This is a genomic window from Paenibacillus sp. EKM211P (assembly GCF_011066175.1).
GTDB lineage: Bacteria > Bacillota > Bacilli > Paenibacillales > Paenibacillaceae > Paenibacillus > Paenibacillus polymyxa.
Genome location: NZ_JAAMNS010000002.1, coordinates 592,849 through 612,173 on the forward strand (window position 1 = coordinate 592,849; position 19,325 = coordinate 612,173).

The following is a 19,325-nucleotide window of genomic DNA, read 5'->3' on the forward strand; positions in this document are numbered from 1 at the left end:
TCATCGTCTCCCGTCTATTCGTCGCCGTAGCCTTGAGGGTGCGACTGATGCCATCCCCATGCTCCGCTAATAATATCCTCCAGTTGGGTACGTTTTGGACTCCAGCCCAGCACCGAACGGGCCTTGTCAGAAGATGCAACCAATATTGCTGGATCGCCTACACGGCGGGGTTCTGTCACAACTGGAATGTCGAGTCCAGTAACCTTGCGTGCCGTTTCAATAACTTCCTTCACAGAGAAGCCCTGCCCGTTGCCCAGATTGAATATGTTGCTGTCATTACCTTCACGCAAGTAATTCACTGCGCGCACATGAGCATCCGCCAAATCACTTACATGAATGTAATCACGGACACACGTACCATCAGGTGTCGCATAATCCTCACCAAACACAGCGATATGTGGACGCTGTTTTAATGCTGTCTGGAGCACCAATGGGATCAGATGGCTTTCTGGTCGGTGATCTTCACCGATTTTGCCGCTCTCATGGGCACCAGCCGCATTAAAATACCGTAAAGACACGTATTTGATGCCTAATACTTTATCAAACCAGGACATCATGCGCTCCATCATCAGCTTTGTTTCACCATACACGTTAGTTGGCTCAGTACGGTCACCTTCTTCAATCGGCACCTTTTCCGGTTCGCCATAAGTAGCGGCAGTCGAGGAAAATACGATCTTGCTTACGCCGGCATCTTTCATCGCCTCCAGCAAGCTCAACGTACCAAATACATTGTTGTCATAATACTTCCCAGGATTTTGCATGCTTTCCCCAACCAGCGAGTTGGCTGCAAAATGAATAACAGCGTCGATTTTATTTTCAGAGAACAGTTTGGACAGAAGTTCTTTATCTCTCAAATCACCTTCATACAACTTGCCTCCAAGTAATGCTCCTTTGTGTCCGGTTTGCAAGTTATCCAGCACAACAACTTCTTCTCCCAGATCCAACAGTTCTGCTACGGTATGTGAACCGATATATCCAGCTCCACCTGTGACTAAAATGGCCATGTTATTCGTCCTCCTTCAGTTCTTTAACTCCGTCTCCTGCCTTGCATACATAAAAGCTGGCTTCCAGCCCTGTACGGGTCTGATAAGCTTCGCCGACTTCCTTCACAAAACGTTCCACATCGTCCTCATGAACCAATGAAACCGTACAACCTCCAAACCCAGCCCCTGTCATGCGAGCACCCAGCGTGCCAGGAATGCGTCGTGCTTCTTCCACCATAACATCCAGCTCGGTGCAGCTGACCTCATACAGGTCACGTAATGAATCGTGAGAAGCGTTCATTAGCTGACCGAAAGCTGCAAGTTCATTCGCCGCGAGAGCTTCGACAGAGGCCAGCACACGAGCGTTTTCCTCCACCACATGCTGTGCCCGGCGGCGAACTGTTTCATCTGCAATATGATGCTGAAGCTCTCCAAAGCGAGCCTCATCCAGCTGTGCAAGGTATTCCAATGACGACTCCTGCTGCTGCAAAATGGACAGTGCTTCCGCACATTGACTGCGACGCTCGTTATAGGCTGAATCCACCAAACCGCGGCGCTTATTTGTATTGCCGATCACAAGCTTATAAGCTCCCGTGCGGAATGGCACTTTACGGTACTCCAGCGTATCGCACATCAGCAGAATTGCATGATCAGCCGCTCCGTTCGCTACAGCGAACTGGTCCATAATGCCGCAATTGACACCCACGTAATTGTTTTCTGCGCGCTGGGATAACAAAGCAATTTCGACTGTGTCGGTTTTCTGCTTTTCTGTAGTCAGGAATGCATATCCTGTCACGACCTCAATCGAGGCTGAGGAGGATAACCCAGCTCCGTTCGGTATTTCTCCATGATAGAGCAGATCGTATCCGTTAGAAGGATACACTCCCTTTTGAGCCAACTCCACCAGCACACCCACCGGATAATCCACCCACTCATCTGTTTTGCTTTTACCTATCTCTCCACGGGGGATAGACACTTCGTACGACAGGTTTGTCGAAGCAAAATGAATTTGGTCATCATTGCGCGCACGAAGGATCAGCGTCGTACCAAATTCCAGCGCAGCCGGGAGTACATAACCACCATTATAGTCGATATGCTCTCCAATCAGATTGACGCGCCCAGGTGCATGAAATATCAGCAGTTCATTGCTGCTTTCACCATATTTTTCAATAAAATGTTTCTTTAATTCAGTAGAGTTCATATCCGCATCCACCTCATTCACCGTTAGTAAAAGTCTCCCTGATTTCCCTGTAATATCTTAATCAGGTTGACATCTCTTATGATTTCAGTATAAATGAAAGCGTCACACAATGTAATGCATCCATGTGTTTAAGCTATGGATAAATGTGACTTGGACATGTACAATGTAAGTATACCGCATCCGCTAAACTATTCACAAATGCAGGAAGGATGACTCTATTTTGCAAGCGCATTCATATAGTTATGCTGTCGCCTCTAATCCGGTGTTTTACGAAAATAGCCCGCTGCATGTGCTTTTTGCAGGAGAGAGCCAGACCAAATCCGGTCATGCCGTTGGGCCGAAAATCTATGATTACTATCTGCTCCACTTTGTAGAGTCGGGCAAAGGCATCTTTCGAACAGAACAGCACACATATCAGCTTAAAAAAAACGATTTTTTCCTTATTCATCCCGGTCAGCTGGTGAGCTATACCTCTGATGATGAGGAGCCGTGGCGCTATCGTTGGTCTGCCTTTACCGGACACCATACGGAGCAGGTGGTGCAAGAGGCAGGACTGCGTGTTCATCAGCCTGTTTTCCATGCTGTTGATCAAAGTCCTATTCCCGGTTATCTGGAACAAATGCAATTGGCCTTTTACAGCAGAAAATCTAGCTCTCATCTCTCAGCCTTGGGCTACTTGTACCTAATTATGGGGGAAGCAAGTAATTACCTGAGTGACTGGACTGATCCGTCTGGGGCGGATTCGCAAATTCGACGAACAGTCAAACAAATGGTTCAATATATGTCCACTCAGTACGCACATCCCGTATCCATTGAGCAAATGTCTGAAGGGCTTGGTTATAACCGTGCATACTTATCACGAATATTCAAAAAGGAAACGGGCGCCTCCCCCGTCACCTATCTGCTTAAGCTACGGATCGACAAATCACGTCAACTGCTGCGTGAACGTCCTGAGCTGTCGGTCGAGCAAGTGGCTGCATCTGTAGGTTTAACCGATGCTTTATACTTCTCACGTCAATTCAAACGTTTCTGTGGTCAGTCTCCAACCGAGTACCGGAGCAAGGTTAAGCAGTATCCTCAGTTGTAAAGTAAGCTTTGGCAGGTTTCCCTAGCTCCCTGCCAATAACAAACAGCCCGCATCCTTCAAGCGAATGCGGGCTGTTAAGTATATATCGTATAAGAGAATGTGAAATTAGGTCAATGACTCCGAAATGCCTTTTGTCATTAGGCTGTGCCGCCGTCTTGTCCGTTCCCGGCATTTAGAATCGAATCAATCCGATCCAACTCCTCCTGTGAAAACTCCAGATTGGATAAAGCTTCAACATTTTCTTCGATTTGGCTTACACGGCTAGCCCCAATCAGGACAGAGGTCAGACGTTCACCGCGTAGAGCCCATGCCAGTGAGAATTGAGCCAAACTTTGTCCACGTGCAGCAGCCATCTGATTCAAGGCGCGCACCTTGCGCAGAGTTTCGGGCGTCACATGGTTCTCATTCAGGAATACCGATGTGCTTGCCGCACGTGAATCCTCGGGAATTCCGTTTAAATATTTATTGGTCAGCAGTCCCTGAGCCAGTGGACAAAAGGCAATGCTACCTATCCCGTTTTCGTCCAGTACATCTTGTAATCCATTTTCAATCCAGCGGTCAAGCAGAGAGTATCTCGGCTGATGGATTAACATCGGTGTTCCGAGCTCCTTCAAAATGCGAGCTGCTTCTGCCGTTTGCTCTGCACTATAATTAGACACGCCCACATACAGCGCTTTGCCGGAACGTACGATATGATCCAGTGCCCCCATCGTTTCTTCCAGCGGCGTATTCGGATCGAAGCGGTGAGAGTAGAATATATCGACATAGTCCAGTCCCAATCGCTTCAGACTCTGATCTAGACTGGATATCATATACTTGCGAGATCCCCAGTCACCATAAGGACCTGCCCACATATGGTAGCCTGCTTTGGTAGAGATGACCAATTCATCCCGGTACGGTTTCATATCACTGGCTAACACTTGTCCGAAAAATTCCTCAGCTGAACCTGCAGGAGGACCATAGTTATTAGCTAAATCAAAATGCGTAATGCCCAGATCAAAGGAGCGAGTAATCATGCTGCGACCATTCTCCGCGTTGTTAATCCCGCCAAAATTGTGCCACAAGCCTAGCGAAATAGCGGGCAATTTAAGACCCGATCTCCCTGTACGGTTATATTTCATACTTTCATAACGATCTTCGCCAGCTAAATAAACCATGCTATCACAGCCTCTCTCGAAACATTGTTATGTCCATTACAACCATCATCATAGCGCTTTTATCCGGGCGTTGACAAGAAAACGATTACAAGCCCAATTGATGAGCAAGTTTTTCCATAACTTTACCGATCGGTTCAGTGATCAAAAGATCCGCCTTGTGATCATACGAGGTGGGGTCTGTATTCAGCAGCACTGTATGTTTACCATGAAAATAAGTAATCAAGCCCGCCGCAGGATGAACTGTCAGTGACGTTCCTCCAATTAACAGCAGATCTGCTTGAGAAATGGCCTGAATGGATTGAATAAGGGTATCCTGATTCAACTCTTCCTCATATAAAACGACATCCGGTTTGATAATCCCTCCATCTACCGGACATTTAGGTACAACCTCGGAACTGTTCATCACTTCATTTAGCCCGTAAAAGCGGCCGCATTCCATACAGTAGTTGCGATGTACCGAGCCGTGAAGCTCCAGTACATTTCTACTGCCTGCAGCCTGGTGTAATCCGTCAATATTTTGCGTCACAACCGCTTTAAGACGGCCTTGCTTTTCCAAAGACGCGAGAAAATGATGACAGCCGTTCGGCTTCGCATCGGGATGCAGCATTTTGCTGCGATAGAAACCGAAGAATACTTCAGGATGCTTCACAAAAAAAGAGCGGCTAAGCATAACCTCAGGAGAGTAGGGCAATTTTTCCTCACTCTGATACAAGCCTGCTGCCGAACGAAAATCAGGAATACCACTTTCCGTCGATGTCCCTGCTCCGCCGAAAAAAACAATATTCTGTGATTGCTGTATCCATTCCGCCAATGTATTATCTTTCATGCTCTACGCACCTCCAGCTCTTCATATCCACGAACCACCTTATCCGCATCCAGCAAATGACTGGAACGTTCCGATTCTGGCGCAAATCCAATGGCTAGCCGTACTCCGGCACGCTTGCCCATCTGCATATCCCCATTACTGTCTCCGATCACTACCACGTCCGCCGGCGACAGTCCTAGTAACGCGCAAGCTGTTTCAGCCATTTCCGGATCAGGCTTGCCGTATGTAACCCTATCATGTCCGATGATCTCGTCAAAATAGGATGTCAGCCCCATCCACTCCAAATGCTCTTGTGCAGCCTCTGTACTGTCAGAGGTCACAACCGCCAACTTCATTCCGGCATGGCGACTTTGCTCCAATAAGGTCCGTAACCCCGGAAACACCTTCGCTGCCCGATGTCGGCGGACGTCAGCCATCGCTGTTTTATTAAATTCGCGGACAAGCCGCACAGCTTCATTCCACGGAACACCAGCAGTATAAAGCTGCCAAGCCAGTACACCCGTACTTTCGTCCACCGTTCCCATTGCCAGCGGGCCAGAAGGATCGTAACCGATCACATGACCCTCCCGATCGTGAACAGTACCTAGAACGTCGCCTTTTTCCATTGTAAAACCGGCTCCCGCCACGGCAAGATGCTGCTCCATCATATCCAGTATAGAACGAGCCCAGGGGCCCCACAACTGAATAAAATCCAGCAGCGTGCCATCTTTATCGAATAAGATGCCACGGCATGGGTATCGCTTCCCCTGCACGATCAGCTCAGACATGCATTACACCTCCTTTACGGGTTCTTAGAAGCTGAATCCACACTCTCTTTCATCCAATCCTGTAAAGCCGTTACCGTCTGGTTCCATTGCTCAACGGCGCTAATTTTCGCAGGATTATCCCCTTTCTGGGCACCGTAACTGCCAAATTGGGCATGGTTCCCCCCTTCGACTGTAAAATACAGCGTGTTGGCAGGTAAATAAGTTCTCCCACTTTGGACATTTTTCATCTGGATGACACCATCATCACTTCCTAACAGAGAAATAACTGGCAGATTTTTATCCTTTAAATTACCCTTGTTATCCGGGTAGGAAGCAAGGAAAAATACACCTTTGATCTGATCAGAATGTGCAGCTGCATATCGGGCCGCCATCACACCACCTAACGAATGACCGCCAATAACAAAGGCTTCCTCCGGATACGCCTTCAGCACTTCATTCGCCAAATCCGGTGAGATCAATGCAAGGTTTAGTGGCATTTTTGCAATAATCACATGATGTCCCTTTTCTGCCAAACGGCGTGCCAAGGGCGCATAACTTTCGGGTTTAACCAACGCCCCTGGGTACAAAATGACTCCTGATCCACTTCTTTTGGCAGGCTCAAAACTTAACCAATGCTCTTGCTCATTTACTTTCACAGTATCCGCTATTTCGGCTAATGCAGCAGCAGCCGTCTCGTCAGGCTGATAAGGCGTAAATACCTTCCATGCTCCCCAACCCGCGATTAGCACGATGACAATTAGGATGCCTAAAAGAATTTTCCATATTTTCCGAGAACCGCGTGTCCCATAAGAATTGTATGATCTTCTTGTTCTTCTTCTCATTATAAAAGTTCCTTTCGTCTTTCGTACCTCGTAATTCTTAGCTTGAATATAAAAGGTTTCGCTGTATTCGATAGCATAGCTATAACCCTGTTAGGGTAACATCGTTGCACATACAGGGTCAAATGAGCACACGTTTCCAGACATGAGCCCATCTTTATTCCGTGTTCAAGCTTTCGCCACATAAAAAGGACATGACAGCGCTTACTGTTGTGAATAAAATCACAATGTTGAGGTCCAGAGTATCGTACCTTGTTCCTTGTAAAGAATTATTTTTTAAATAGTTTAATCGGCAGAAGCCGTTCGGAGGGAAACACATGACGACAAGCCATGATGTACAAGGGGAAAGCTTCTTTCTCAATTTGCGATTTCTGTTGATTATATGCGTATTTGCAGGAAACGCCCTGGAGCCATTAGTCGGTTCACTTCATCTTGCCCAACAATGGTTCAGCTGGATATTCATGTTTCATATGCCGTTGTTTGTACTCGTTACAGGCTACTTTGCCAAAACCACTTTGACAGGTCTCGCAGGACAAAAAGTTCTGCTTCAAATCGGTATGCAATATCTGATTTTCCAATCCCTTTATTCAATCTTGGATGTCGTAATCTTTCACGTTCCCCATATCCATCATTCTTTTTTTGCTCCTTATCTGCTGCTTTGGTTCCTTGCCAGCCACATCTGCTGGAGACTGTTAATGCTGTCTTTTCAGAAAATACCACCAGTCTTCCAACTGGGTATATCCGTGCTACTGGGTATTCTTGTCGGATATCTCCCCGTAGACGGTATATGGCTAAGCGTATGCAGAACCTTTGTTTATTTGCCTTACTTTGTAGCAGGTTATCATTTGAATTATGCGGACGTTCGACGCTTCTTCACAACACCTGTCCGTATAATCGCCGGCATTGTATCTCTTTTGCTTATGGTACTGGCGGGAACGTCGTATTTTGGCATCCCGGCTGGCTGGCTATATGGCAACATGACTTATGGTGAACTGGGCCATACCGAATGGTACGCAGGGATTTACCGTATCGGCATTTATGGAGTTCAATGGATAGCATCTATGGCGTTTCTAAGCTTTGTTCCAGCCGTCACAGGACGTATAACCGAGATGGGACGGCGTACATTATATGTCTTTTTGCTCCATGGCTTAATCGTCCGTTCCGTTGTTGCAAAAGGAGTCTACGAGTATATAGATACTCCTGTGGAAGTCATGTTGATTCTAGTGTGCGCCACAGGTCTGTGCTGTCTGTTGACCATGCCTTGGGTTCGAACTGCAACACGACCTCTGATTGAGCCACAAGTAGAGTGGATGTTGAAGCCAGCTCCTTATCTTTTTAGACGGTCTGCGTAATTTTTTATCCATTTATATTTCACAATCAGCACGCGACAACCCGCTTACAGACGAAAATGGAAGTGGGTCTCCCCCTCTTTACTTCACGCATAGTACCTGTTTCATACAGGCAAGATGTGGTAAGTAAAAGATACGCGCAACAAAAAACAACTTTTTCATAAGGAGTGATTTGTCATGGCACGTAATCAAAATCAGGGTAAAATGAGTCGCGAAGAAGCAGGCCGTATGGGTGGAGAAGCTACTTCCAAGAAGCACAACAAGGAATTTTATCAGGAGATTGGAAAAAAAGGCGGACAAGCAACCGCAAACTCACATGATAAGGAATTTTATCAGGAAATCGGCAAAAAGGGCGGCGATGCTACAGCTGAGTCGCATGACAAAAATTTCTACAGAGACATCGGTCGTAAAGGTGGCAGAAATTAAAATATAGTTCATATATCCCCTCCTTTAACATAAAAACAAGCCTGAGCCCATCCGCTTTATTGCGGCATGGGCTTTTCCTATTTATCCGATAAGCTAACATATCAGAATATCAGAGTTTCGAAGCATCCAATTCAAATCCTCGGAGATGCAATATATAGATAAATAAAACTGTTCATATCTATATATTGTTGCTTACAGAACACTTCAATACTTTTTCAAAATCCTCATATATGTAGAAAAATGCGCACAACTATGATAGACTCTTTAGAAAACATCTGCGCTATTACGGCGTTCATTGAACGCCATACCATTTTTATACTTTGGGGGGAAACCAGCATCATGACAGCTAAGACGAAAATGCGTTCCGATATGATTAAAAAAGGCTTTGACCGCGCTCCTCACCGCAGCTTGCTGCGCGCAGCGGGTGTCAAGGAAGAAGATTTCGACAAACCGTTTATTGCGGTATGCAACTCGTATATTGACATCGTACCGGGCCACGTCCATTTGCAGGAATTTGGCAAAATTGTCAAGCAGGCCATTCGTGAAGCAGGCGGTGTACCTTTCGAATTTAACACTATTGGTGTAGATGACGGCATTGCTATGGGACACATCGGTATGCGTTATTCTCTGCCAAGTCGTGAAATTATTGCAGACTCTTTGGAAACTGTCGTTTCCGCTCACTGGTTTGACGGCATGGTATGTATTCCTAACTGCGATAAAATTACCCCTGGTATGATGATGGGGGCATTGCGTGTTAACATTCCGACTATTTTCGTCAGCGGCGGTCCTATGAAAGCTGGTAAAGATAAGAACGGACGCTCTATTTCCCTGACTTCCGTCTTCGAAGGTGTAGGTGCATTCCAGGCTGGCAAAATCGATGATCAAAGTTTGCTTGAGCTAGAACAATACGGCTGTCCAACTTGCGGCTCCTGTTCAGGAATGTTCACAGCGAATTCTATGAACTGTCTCGCAGAAGCGATGGGACTGGCTATGCCAGGTAATGGCACCATCCTCGCCGTAGCAGAAGAACGCAAAGAATTCGTCAAACAATCTGCGCGCCAATTGATGGAATTGATTAAGCTCGATCTCAAACCACGTGATATCGTGACTAAAGAAGCCATTGATAATGCATTTGCACTGGATATGGCAATGGGTGGTTCTACGAATACCGTATTGCATACATTGGCACTTGCCCATGAAGCTGAGGTTGACTACCCTATCGAACGCATCAATGAAGTCGCGAACCGTGTACCTCATTTGTCCAAATTGGCACCTGCTTCCGACTATCACATTGAGGATGTTCATAATGCAGGTGGGGTAAGCGCAGTGCTGAATGAGCTATTGAAGAAACCGGGCGCATTGCATGGTGACTGTATTACTGTAACTGGGAAAACCCTTCGTGAAAACGTAGAGGGTCAGGAAATTTTGGACACTAACGTCATCCACAAATTGGACAACCCTTATTCCGAGCGCGGCGGTCTAGCTGTATTATTCGGCAATTTGGCACCACAAGGCTCCATTATTAAAGTCGGTGCGGTTGATCCTTCTGTTGGCGGTTATCACAAAGGCCCTGCCATCTGCTTTGATTCACAGGAAGATGCACTGGCTGGCATCGCTAACGGTAAAATTGCCGAAGGACATGTTGTTGTTATTCGTTATGAAGGTCCTAAGGGCGGACCTGGTATGCCTGAAATGCTCGCTCCGACTTCACAAATCGTGGGCATGGGGCTTGGTGCCAAGGTTGGTCTGATTACAGACGGACGATTCTCAGGTGCTTCCCGTGGTATCTCCATCGGTCATATTTCCCCCGAAGCAGCAGAAGGCGGACCTATCGCTTTTGTTGAGGACGGCGATATCATTGAGCTGGACCTGAACAATCGTAAGATTGAGCTTCACATTACGGACGAAGAATTCGACCGTCGTCGTGCCAACTGGAAAGGCTTCGAGCCGAAAGTGAAGACAGGCTACCTGGCGCGTTATTCCAAGCTGGTGACGAACGCAAGTAACGGCGGAATTATGAAAATCTAAGTGCTTTGCCAATATAGATTATTATATGAACTACTAAAAAGCCACTCGACTCCTACAAAGGATCGAGAGGCTTTTTTTATTAGGTCAACTGCTTGATCCTGTATCCGCTGTTTGTGAAGCCCTGATCGAAGTATGCATAGGCTCCCCTTCTTCGGTCATTTCACTGTTGAGTGTATGAACCACATCCCTTTGATCAGTTGGATCAAAAGCCTGGTCTGCCCGGTGCGAATCCCCCGGTTGAAAACGTTCAAACAAGGTATCAATGGGCATCACGATTAGTTTCGGTACCATGACCTCTTTTTTTTCACTCAATTGTTCTGAACCCGAAGGATGGATGACACGAAATAACAGCTTTAAATATACAGTAGATGCATGCTTAAACAGTCCTTGGGGAAGCTCCTGAATTTGAAAGCCTAATTTTTCAGGCCCTCGATGAATCATACTTACTGCATAGATCGCCTTTACACCCTTCATACCAGAATCATGTACAACCCGTTGGGTAAGATCAGGCAGTTGTCTTTTCACAACCCGAATCAATTGAATCGCTAGATGTACCAAGGACTTTGCCGTCGCTCCCAATTGAAACAACATTTTATTGTCAAAATGAAGCTCAATTATGGGGTCCCCCTTTTCCAGCCACCTACCGTTCTCCATGTTGATATTGGGTCCATGATAGATACGGCGACGATAATAAAAGATCGTGTTATTCTTGCTAACAGGACGAAGGCGGAACAAGGCGTGAAAAAGGCGCTCGTATTGTAGCCATCCGAATACCATCGTTTTTTTCATCCAATCTGTACTGGACAAGCAGGAGACAGTGGAATGATAGCCAGATTGACGGCAAAACAATGTATCCACGCGGACACTGCGTAATTGCCGTTCCTGGGCGACCCTCAATAGCTTCTCTAGCGCAATGAGCATATTCTGTGGCGCTTCTGCGTCTGCCCCCAATGTCGTACCACAGTCATGGAGCAGCATCACCTCGCCACCCCTCAGCTTTTTGAGCATTCTTTCTGCTAATTGTTTCGCTCCAATGCTGGCCTTCCAGTCACCAAACATAGAGGACCATAATACGATTCGACGACCATTGTTTTTGGAAATATCAAAAAAGTTCACAATCCCCCAAGGTGGACGATAAAAGGTCGTTCCTTCGCCAGTTACTCGACGAATGACTGACTCTGTCTGGGCAATTTGTCTTCTAACAGTAACAGGCCGCATAAGCCAATTCGATTTGTGCACATAATTGTGAATACCGATTAGATGACCTTCATCATGCATGCGCTTCAGAAGCTCAGGGTGTTTTTCGGCATTCAACCCTACAACAAAAAAAGTAGCCTTGGCATCAAAACGCTTGAGTAAATCGAGCAACTGTGGTGTATAGACTGGATCAGGACCATCATCAAAGGTTAGTGCATATTCTTGGTCACTTTTTCCACGCCTAAACACCCGGAAACCAAATATACGACTCACCAGCGCCGGAATAAAAGCATAAAAAGTTGAAATGTAAAACATCCATAACAGCAAAGTCTGCACGTTTTATCCCCACTTTTCTATTCTGAACTTCCAAGCAGGCCTCCTGAGGAAAACTCACTTACTTATATGTTATCACAATGATGTAAGCATGCCGAGATTTTGCCATTGCTACTGGTCAGCATTGAGATTCAATTTAGTGTACAATAAATAAAAATCTTAAAGGAGTCGTTGTATACATATGCTTCCATTGTACAAAAAATATTGGCGTACTGTTTTTGATATCGGTCTGATCGTATTAACCGTGTATTTAATTATGTTCGTATCCAGCAAACTGTATCAGCTAGCCGCACCTGTGTTCCTTTCATTCGTCGTGTTTTGGTGCATTGAACCTGCTGCCCGTTATTTTCATCGCAAAGGCATGAAAAAGCCTTTTGCCTCCGCACTCTCCGTATTGCTGTTTATCATCTTATTAATGGCTATTTTTTTCGGATTGGGCCTGATCCTGGTTACTCAATTTACAAAAGTTGCGCAAAACCTCCCACATTATACCCAGATTATCCAAACCGAATTCACGCGGATTCTTCATCTTTCTCAAGATAAAATTGCTGCCTTGCCTCCGGGTGTTACCGAACGTGTGAATGATTATTTTGCGACTGCTACCACCATTGCTACGAAATGGGCACAGCTAGGGTTATCTTTTTTCATTCAATTTCTCAGCTCTTTCACTGTTTTTATGGGCAACTTTGCGGTTGCCATCATTTTAGCGTTCTTTTTGAGTATGGAAATTAATCTCTGGAAAGGAATTGCCCGCAGTAAAACACCGAAGACACTAAAAACGGCGTACCTTTTTCTAAAAAATCATGTACTTAAAGCCATTTCCGCCTTTCTCAAGGCTCAAGCCTTACTGGTAGGAATTACCTTTGTGCTCGTATTTATAGGTTTACTCATTTTGCAAGTAGATAATGCCCTATCGTTGGCGCTCGTAGCAGCTTTGTTTGATATTCTGCCGTTGTTGGGTGTGCCTGTTATCTTTATTCCGTGGGCAGTGTATTTGTTCATCACGGGGAATACCGGCTTGGCCGTAGGCTTGCTTATTGTCATGGCTGTCACCGTGATTGTGCGCCAGTTGGCGGAGCCCAAAATTACTGGTAATTCCATCGGCGTCTCATCTGCCTATCTAATGCTTTCCTTTGCCATTATATCGTTATCCATCTTCGGATTGGCCGGATTAATCCTATCCCCCATTCTGATCATTTTGCTCAAGGAATTGTGGCAGCAAGGTTATTTGCAGCAATGGATTCGGTTTCCGACTGAGGAATTTGACGAGCCTCCTTTTATCGTCAAAATTCAGGAGGAAGAGCGTGAAGCTACTCGCAGGACTCAAGAGGATTGAGCTAGCAGATCCATGACTTGGCCGAACAGTGCTGTGGCCTGATTTGCAGCATGCGTTGAAGCATTTTGCACAAGAACGGCAACCGCATAACGTGGCCGCTCTATCGGACCGTAACCAATAAACCACTGGTGATTTATGGGGCGACCGTTTTTTAAAGCTTGGGCCGTACCCGATTTACCGGCCAGCTTCCAGGTTTTGTTACGCAAGGAGGCACCTGTACCGTGTGTCACAACTTGTTCCATTGCTTCACGAAGCGTATGAGCCGTGGATGTGCGAATCGAGCGGCTGCCTTGGGGTAAAGGAGCAGCGTGAGCAGGTAGCTCCAGCAAGGTGCTTCCGTCTGCGTAGCTGACGCGTTTTACGATGCGCGGTGCATGTACTTGACCATCGTGCAGCAAGGTGACGATGAGGTTAGCTGCTTGGAGAGGCGTCACCAGCACATCACGCTGGCCGATAGCTGTCTGCACACGTACGCCTGGATCAGATGCATTCGTATGGGAGCCGAATACGGCTCCCTTTTCTTCGTGATCCATCGGTCTGAATTGAGGTAGTCCTGCCAGATCACGGTCCTGCCAGCCCACGGTTCGACTCAATCCTAGTGCAGAGGCTGCGGCCTGAATTTGCTCGGCGTTAAGCCGTTCGCCGAGATGGGCGAACACACTATTACAGGATACGGCAAGCCCTTCCTCCAGGTTCAGGGTTCCGTGTCCTTCTTTTTTCCAGCATGACAAGCCGTACTTGCCATAGGCTCCATGACAATGAAATTGCTCCTGCGGTTGAACCACACCTGATTCAAGTGCAGCCGCAGCCGTAACCAACTTAAAAATTGAACCAGGAGTTACTGCTTTGAGAGCACGATTAGACCAGTCTGTTTTCTGCTGCGGATCAACATGAGCGGGATTATAGAAAGGACGAGACACCATCGCCATCACATCCGCGTTGCCTGCATCAAGCACAACGACTGCTCCTTCTGCCAAGTGGTTAGATTCTGTCAGCTTCTCAATCTGTTCCTGCAACGGGAGATCAATTGTAGTCTGCACCTGTAATGGATAGTGACTATTGGATGGAGCACTGACACGAAGCGGGACATGAGTCAATGGACGACGTTGCGCATCTACAGACCGAGAGACGAACGTCTCACCAACGCCGCTTAGCAGTGGCTCGAGCGTTCTTTCCAGGCCAGCTGCCCCCATCGGCAGTTCACTTGCTCGTTCACCACGTTCATACAGAAAACCAAGCCATTGTCTGCCATTGGGCATATCCCTATAACGCTGCGCATACGGTACAAGCTCTATGAGTGAAGGGGCTAACTTCAGCAGTCTCCCCGCTTCATTCGGATGGATTTGTACAGGCTCTCCGCGTCCATCCCGCCATATGAGTGGAGATTGCAGTTCCTTCCATCGCGTCAACAGTTGCCCTTTACTCGTATGCAGTAGCTTGGCCAGTTCTTGTCCATGCAAAGCAGCTTGGCCATCTACATCGGGAAAAAGCACTGGCGTCCATACGACTCCTCCAGTCAAGGGCTGCCCGTGTCGGTCTGTAAACTGTCCCCGCCCAGTATCAATAGCGATTCCTTCCTGTCGCTGACGTACTGACATTTCTTTAAGCGAATGCCCCCCATAAAGTGACAAATGAATACCCGCTGTCCCCTGAATCCAAGCCAGTCGGAAACATAAAATCAGTAGTAATACCATGATCCCCAGGGCTATATATGCAATTCGACGTTGACGAATGAAACTGCTATGACGCCTAGACACATTCATCCTCCTTTCATCATTTTTCCAGTAGTATGTCCGGTGATGGAAAAAGAAAACCCACTCAACATGTAATGTCGAATGGGTTACCGAATTTATGGGATATCTAGTGAGGAATATGGGCTCCAACCTAAAATTTCGTCTAACGAATAATAGACCGTTATAAAAATAGTAATGGCTAGAACCGCCCAAGCCAACTTTGTGTTTGTATTCATAATTTGCGCTCCTGATACCCCTGATTTAGAACACCTACACTGTAAACCTCGAAAGCTGTTCTTTCAAATTCATCGATACTCCTTCCAGCTTATCAGACAAGCCTACCAGCTGATTACCGATATTGGCCTGCTCATTACTGAGAGAAGCGACTTCCTGCGAAGTAGCCGAGGATTGCTCGGCTACCGCACTTACATTGGTCATTGCCTCGGACAAAGTAGTCTGCGATTCACTCAGATGATGAATGGATGCGGTGACTGTTCCCAACCGAAGCGCGAACTCTCCCATTTGCTGCTGCACCGATTGGAAAATGTCCGTCGTTTCTTGTACAGCTCCCATCTGCTCCCGGAACAGCGGGTACACTTCAGATAACGCCTGTACCGTTTCATTCATCTCATTGACGATATTATTGGTAATACCTGTAGCCGTACGAATGGCTTGACGTGATTGCTCTGCCAACTGACGAACCTCATTGGCAACCACCATAAAACCACGCCCGGCTGTCCCAGCTCGTGCCGCTTCAATCGTCGCATTCAGTGATAGAATGTTCGTTTGTTTAGCAATATCCTGTAATACGTCCAGCACCTTAAAGACATCGGAAGTTGTCTGCTTCAGTTCATCTACTTTGCCTACCAAAGCATGCGTAGTTTCTTCCGTAACCTTAGTTTTGCTCAATAAATTTCTCAGCTGAACTGTCCCTTTTTCACTGGACTGTTCAACTTCTTGTGCGACCAGACTCATTTCATGATTAGAAGTCATAACCGTATCCATTTGCTGGGATATATTCCCGGTTAACCCGCTGCCACGTTCCGCCTCTGTTGCCAAACTGGTGGCACCATGAGCAATCTCTTCCGTTGCGGCTGCAATTTCTTTGGCTGAAACGGCTGTCTTCTTCGAGGCATCACTCAGTTCCGTCGCTGTATTCAGTACCTCCTGTGCTGATGCATTCGTCTGTTCTACCAGCAGTGTAATTTGTTCCATCATCGTATCAAAACTTTCAGACAACTGTCCAATCTCATCCTGTGCCTTATACTTCGTTCGGATTTGCAAGTTGCCTTTGGCGCCTTCAATCATTAAATCCTTCAGGTGTGTCAATGGACGAGCCACAAGACGTACCATCCACAAACCAATGAACAATGCAATGAGTGCCGCTACCGCAGCAAATACCCAGGTTGTGGTAAGTATTCCCCTGGCGTCTCTCACCAGTTCAGATACAGGCACTACACCCACGAGAATCCATTTGGAAGTTCCCAGTGTATTATGAACCGCAAGCACACTTTGCTCTTTTCCATCTGCTACCTGCTCCATAATTTGATTCCCTTCGATCCCTTCAAGCTTGGAAACGTAATCCAGCTTTGTCTTTCCTCCTGCCAAACTCTCATTGTTAGAGCCTACAAACTCACCCTTATCTGTCACAAGGCTAATCATACTGCCTGAGCCCAAATTAACACCTTTCAACTCGTCCTCCACCGCACTGGCCTTTAAATCCATAACCAGAACATAAGTCCCTCCCAACCCGGACATGCTGTTCATGGAGCGTGCCAGACGAAAGGTCTTGCTGCCATTGTCATTCACCTGCGTAGGTAGCCAAACCATTCCCTTGTTTTTCAAAATATCCTTAAACCATGCTTCCTGCCGTACATCCTTTTGTGTTCCGGTACCCATTGCAGCTAAACTGGTTTCTTCCGGGTACAGGTACAATGAATCAATCGCTTTATTTGTAAAAGCAATATTCGTTAATTTCTTGTTTACTTCGCCCATAGCAACAAAAGATGCAAAGGGATTTTTATCTTGCTTTACAGCCTTTTGCAACTGATCACTTAATTCAGTATCGAAAAATACCTGTGTCGATGTGTCTTGAAAGCGCTCTAAAATAATATCAAGCTTTTCCGAAGTTTGCTGAACTGTTTGTTGATACGCTGTAGCTGCATTTTGTTCAATCGTACTTTTAGCTTTGTAGTACGAGAGCATCCCCAGGCTGACCACGAATAACATAATGGCTGCAAAAAAGATCAGAAACAACTTCATTCCAACCGAACGGATCGGATTATAGTTTTTGACCAAATGCATAAAATCCTTACTGTATCTTTCAGGCTTAAGTAAACGCTTTAAATTGTATGTGCATTTACGTAAGGCCTTAGCTACCCAGGGAGTATCTTTCGAAGACATCACAACCGTCTCCTCCCCTTTATCCGTTGTTACTTTACTTCCTTTCAAGCCTTTCATTGGATCCGTTTTCTTAGGTTGCCTTTTTGCTGCATTTCTCTCTTTTTTCCGAAAACCCATTCCTCTCACCTACCACCATATAATTAGTTTCTTATTCCACGTCATCCTTTATGTATCTATTATCTATATAATCTCTATCGGAACTATTCGACAAGGAATGTAGCTTTCCTTTGAGTATCAACTAAATTTTGTGAAACTTTTTTCCTAGAAAACTATTCAAAAAAAAGCCTCTCCAACCGATAGGAGAGGCTTTTGAATCTTTTCACCTGTGACTTAAGGCTTATTTACTTCTTTTTACGCATCATATCAAAATACGATACAGGCTGATCTACCTTCATTTTGATTCGTTGAAGCGGATGACGTGCAGCATCTAATTCGTTGCCTTCCTCATCCCAGATCGTTCCGACCGTTTGCTTGAAAAACGTTCCGTTCGGCCCGAAAAATTCAATTTCATGCCCTGGTTTAAAATGGTTACGTTGTTGAATCGTTGCGATGCCACTTGCGGCATCGTAATCCATGACCAGTCCGGCAAAATCATAAGGGACTGCTTTTTCTTCCGGCTCATAAATATGATCCTCATGATCCGGTGTATCATAGAAGAATCCTGTATTTAACGGACGATTGGCTGCCTTGTTAATTTCTTCAATCCATTCTGGTTTGAGTACATAATTTTCCGGATCAGCCATATAGGAATCAATCGCTTGACGGTAGACATTCACGACCGTAGCCACATAGTGGATGGACTTCATACGTCCCTCCACTTTAAAGCTGTCTACACCCACATCAATCAGATCAGGAATATTTTCAATCATACACAGATCCTTGGAACCCATAGAAAAAGCATTATCGCTCTCTTCAAACAATGGAAGCTGGTTAACGCCAAGCTGGAACTGTTTTAGTACATTGTTGTCCTGTGCCTCTTCCTCAGATATCCAAACCTCATCTGGACGGGCATCCTCAAACAAATCATATTTCCAGCGGCAAGACTGACAACATCCTCCACGATTAGAATCTCGGTCTGTAAAGTGATTAGATAACACACAGCGACCGGAAAATGAAGAGCACATTGCACCGTGGACAAAAGCTTCGATTTCGATGTCCACATGCTTTTTAATTTCTTCGATTTCCTCCAAGCTGGTTTCACGTCCAAGTACCACACGCGGCAGTCCCTCTTCTTTCCAGAACTTTACCGCTTGCCAATTCAGCGTGGACTGCTGTGTGCTCAAATGCACTTCCAATCCGGGAACTGCCCGCAATGCCACGGATACAATAGCCGGATCAGCGACGATAACAGCATGAATTCCTACTTCATACAGATTGCGCAAGTATTCCTCAATTCCGGCAATATCTTCATTGTGAGCATAGATATTAGTCGCCACAAGCACCTTAGCGCCGTACTTGTTGGCGAATTCCACACCTTCACGCATTTCTTCAAAACTGAAATTATCGGCGTTAGAACGCAGACCGTATTTTTGCCCACCTATATATACAGCATCCGCGCCATAGTGAACGGCAAACTTCAGCTTTTCTAGATTTCCGGCAGGAGCCAACAGCTCTGGCTTATCCAGACGATTCCGTTTACCTGTATATTTTCTCGTTTTGGTGATCGTTCCCATGACGTTCC

Annotated in this window: 15 protein-coding genes; 5 read left to right on the plus strand and 10 right to left on the minus strand. The window is 46.1% G+C overall.

Annotated features, from left to right (window positions below):
* Positions 1–14: 14 nt before the first annotated feature.
* Positions 15–1,004, minus strand: coding sequence for a UDP-glucose 4-epimerase GalE (gene galE, locus G9G57_RS05615; protein ID WP_126665978.1), 990 nt, complete (start codon positions 1,002–1,004; stop codon positions 15–17).
* Between the two features lies 1 nt (position 1,005).
* On the minus strand, positions 1,006–2,184 hold the full coding sequence (locus G9G57_RS05620; RefSeq protein WP_031462053.1) for a galactokinase: 1,179 nt from the start codon (positions 2,182–2,184) through the stop codon (positions 1,006–1,008).
* 220 nt (positions 2,185–2,404) lie between these two features.
* Here G9G57_RS05620 and G9G57_RS05625 point away from each other — a divergent pair, with 220 nt between their 5' ends.
* A complete protein-coding gene (locus tag G9G57_RS05625; RefSeq protein ID WP_164964631.1) occupies positions 2,405–3,271 on the plus strand; it encodes an AraC family transcriptional regulator in 867 nt (288 codons plus the stop codon).
* A 137-nt stretch (positions 3,272–3,408) separates the two neighbouring features.
* On the opposite strand, the gene mgrA is transcribed toward G9G57_RS05625, so the two are convergent.
* The 4 genes from mgrA to G9G57_RS05645 all read right to left on the minus strand — a co-directional run bounded on the left by mgrA (position 3,409) and on the right by G9G57_RS05645 (position 6,842).
* Positions 3,409–4,428, minus strand: coding sequence for an L-glyceraldehyde 3-phosphate reductase (mgrA, locus tag G9G57_RS05630; protein ID WP_025676133.1), 1,020 nt, complete (start codon positions 4,426–4,428; stop codon positions 3,409–3,411).
* Between the two features lie 85 nt (positions 4,429–4,513).
* Complete coding sequence (locus tag G9G57_RS05635) at positions 4,514–5,254, minus strand: NAD-dependent protein deacylase (protein WP_025676134.1); 741 nt, start codon at positions 5,252–5,254, stop codon at positions 4,514–4,516.
* Entirely contained in the window at positions 5,251–6,021 is a 771-nt protein-coding gene (locus G9G57_RS05640; RefSeq protein WP_025676135.1) for an HAD family hydrolase, read from the minus strand. The genes G9G57_RS05635 and G9G57_RS05640 overlap by 4 nt, the downstream gene beginning before the upstream one ends.
* Positions 6,022–6,035: 14 nt before the next feature.
* Positions 6,036–6,842 carry an alpha/beta fold hydrolase gene (locus tag G9G57_RS05645; RefSeq protein WP_058710428.1) on the minus strand — a complete coding sequence of 269 codons (807 nt, stop codon included), beginning with the start codon at positions 6,840–6,842 and terminating at the stop codon, positions 6,036–6,038.
* 314 nt (positions 6,843–7,156) lie between these two features.
* Here G9G57_RS05645 and G9G57_RS05650 point away from each other — a divergent pair, with 314 nt between their 5' ends.
* The 3 genes from G9G57_RS05650 to ilvD all read left to right on the plus strand — a co-directional run bounded on the left by G9G57_RS05650 (position 7,157) and on the right by ilvD (position 10,642).
* Positions 7,157–8,191 (plus strand): acyltransferase family protein, encoded by a 1,035-nt coding sequence (locus G9G57_RS05650; protein WP_016819074.1) that lies wholly within the window; start codon positions 7,157–7,159, stop codon positions 8,189–8,191.
* Between the two features lie 174 nt (positions 8,192–8,365).
* Positions 8,366–8,614, plus strand: a complete 249-nt coding sequence (locus tag G9G57_RS05655) for a KGG domain-containing protein (RefSeq protein ID WP_013372595.1) — start codon at positions 8,366–8,368, stop codon at positions 8,612–8,614.
* Positions 8,615–8,953: 339 nt separating this feature from the next.
* Entirely contained in the window at positions 8,954–10,642 is a 1,689-nt protein-coding gene (ilvD, locus tag G9G57_RS05660; protein WP_016819075.1) for a dihydroxy-acid dehydratase, read from the plus strand.
* Positions 10,643–10,726: 84 nt separating this feature from the next.
* Here ilvD and G9G57_RS05665 read toward each other — a convergent pair whose 3' ends face one another.
* Positions 10,727–12,175: a polysaccharide deacetylase family protein gene (locus tag G9G57_RS05665; protein WP_017426730.1), complete on the minus strand. Its 1,449-nt coding sequence runs from the start codon at positions 12,173–12,175 to the stop codon at positions 10,727–10,729.
* Positions 12,176–12,353: 178 nt separating this feature from the next.
* On the opposite strand from G9G57_RS05665, the gene G9G57_RS05670 reads away from it, so the two are divergent.
* The gene (locus G9G57_RS05670) at positions 12,354–13,508 is read left to right on the plus strand and encodes an AI-2E family transporter (RefSeq protein ID WP_016819077.1); all 1,155 of its coding nucleotides are present in this window, start codon (positions 12,354–12,356) and stop codon (positions 13,506–13,508) included.
* Here the strand turns inward: G9G57_RS05670 and G9G57_RS05675 are convergent.
* The 3 genes from G9G57_RS05675 to G9G57_RS05685 all read right to left on the minus strand — a co-directional run bounded on the left by G9G57_RS05675 (position 13,496) and on the right by G9G57_RS05685 (position 19,317).
* Entirely contained in the window at positions 13,496–15,271 is a 1,776-nt protein-coding gene (locus G9G57_RS05675) for a peptidoglycan D,D-transpeptidase FtsI family protein (RefSeq protein WP_238799263.1), read from the minus strand. The genes G9G57_RS05670 and G9G57_RS05675 overlap by 13 nt on opposite strands.
* Positions 15,272–15,511: 240 nt before the next feature.
* The gene (locus G9G57_RS05680) at positions 15,512–17,761 is read right to left on the minus strand and encodes a methyl-accepting chemotaxis protein (RefSeq protein ID WP_164964633.1); all 2,250 of its coding nucleotides are present in this window, start codon (positions 17,759–17,761) and stop codon (positions 15,512–15,514) included.
* Between the two features lie 224 nt (positions 17,762–17,985).
* A complete protein-coding gene (locus G9G57_RS05685) occupies positions 17,986–19,317 on the minus strand; it encodes a peptidase U32 family protein (protein ID WP_164964634.1) in 1,332 nt (443 codons plus the stop codon).
* Positions 19,318–19,325 lie beyond the last annotated feature (8 nt).

What these genes read in the sequence shown, in the direction of transcription:
- ilvD (WP_016819075.1), top strand. Translation starts at nt 8,954, where the DNA reads ATGACAGCTAAGACGAAAATGCGTTCCGATATGATTAAAAAAGGCTTT.
- G9G57_RS05670 (WP_016819077.1), top strand. Translation starts at nt 12,354, where the DNA reads ATGCTTCCATTGTACAAAAAATATTGGCGTACTGTTTTTGATATCGGT.
- galE (WP_126665978.1), bottom strand. Translation starts at nt 1,004, where the DNA reads ATGGCCATTTTAGTCACAGGTGGAGCTGGATATATCGGTTCACATACC.
- G9G57_RS05655 (WP_013372595.1), top strand. Translation starts at nt 8,366, where the DNA reads ATGGCACGTAATCAAAATCAGGGTAAAATGAGTCGCGAAGAAGCAGGC.
- mgrA (WP_025676133.1), bottom strand. Translation starts at nt 4,428, where the DNA reads ATGGTTTATTTAGCTGGCGAAGATCGTTATGAAAGTATGAAATATAAC.
- G9G57_RS05685 (WP_164964634.1), bottom strand. Translation starts at nt 19,317, where the DNA reads ATGGGAACGATCACCAAAACGAGAAAATATACAGGTAAACGGAATCGT.
- G9G57_RS05680 (WP_164964633.1), bottom strand. Translation starts at nt 17,761, where the DNA reads ATGGGTTTTCGGAAAAAAGAGAGAAATGCAGCAAAAAGGCAACCTAAG.
- G9G57_RS05640 (WP_025676135.1), bottom strand. Translation starts at nt 6,021, where the DNA reads ATGTCTGAGCTGATCGTGCAGGGGAAGCGATACCCATGCCGTGGCATC.
- G9G57_RS05645 (WP_058710428.1), bottom strand. Translation starts at nt 6,842, where the DNA reads ATGAGAAGAAGAACAAGAAGATCATACAATTCTTATGGGACACGCGGT.
- G9G57_RS05650 (WP_016819074.1), top strand. Translation starts at nt 7,157, where the DNA reads ATGACGACAAGCCATGATGTACAAGGGGAAAGCTTCTTTCTCAATTTG.
- G9G57_RS05620 (WP_031462053.1), bottom strand. Translation starts at nt 2,184, where the DNA reads ATGAACTCTACTGAATTAAAGAAACATTTTATTGAAAAATATGGTGAA.
- G9G57_RS05675 (WP_238799263.1), bottom strand. Translation starts at nt 15,271, where the DNA reads ATGAATGTGTCTAGGCGTCATAGCAGTTTCATTCGTCAACGTCGAATT.
- G9G57_RS05635 (WP_025676134.1), bottom strand. Translation starts at nt 5,254, where the DNA reads ATGAAAGATAATACATTGGCGGAATGGATACAGCAATCACAGAATATT.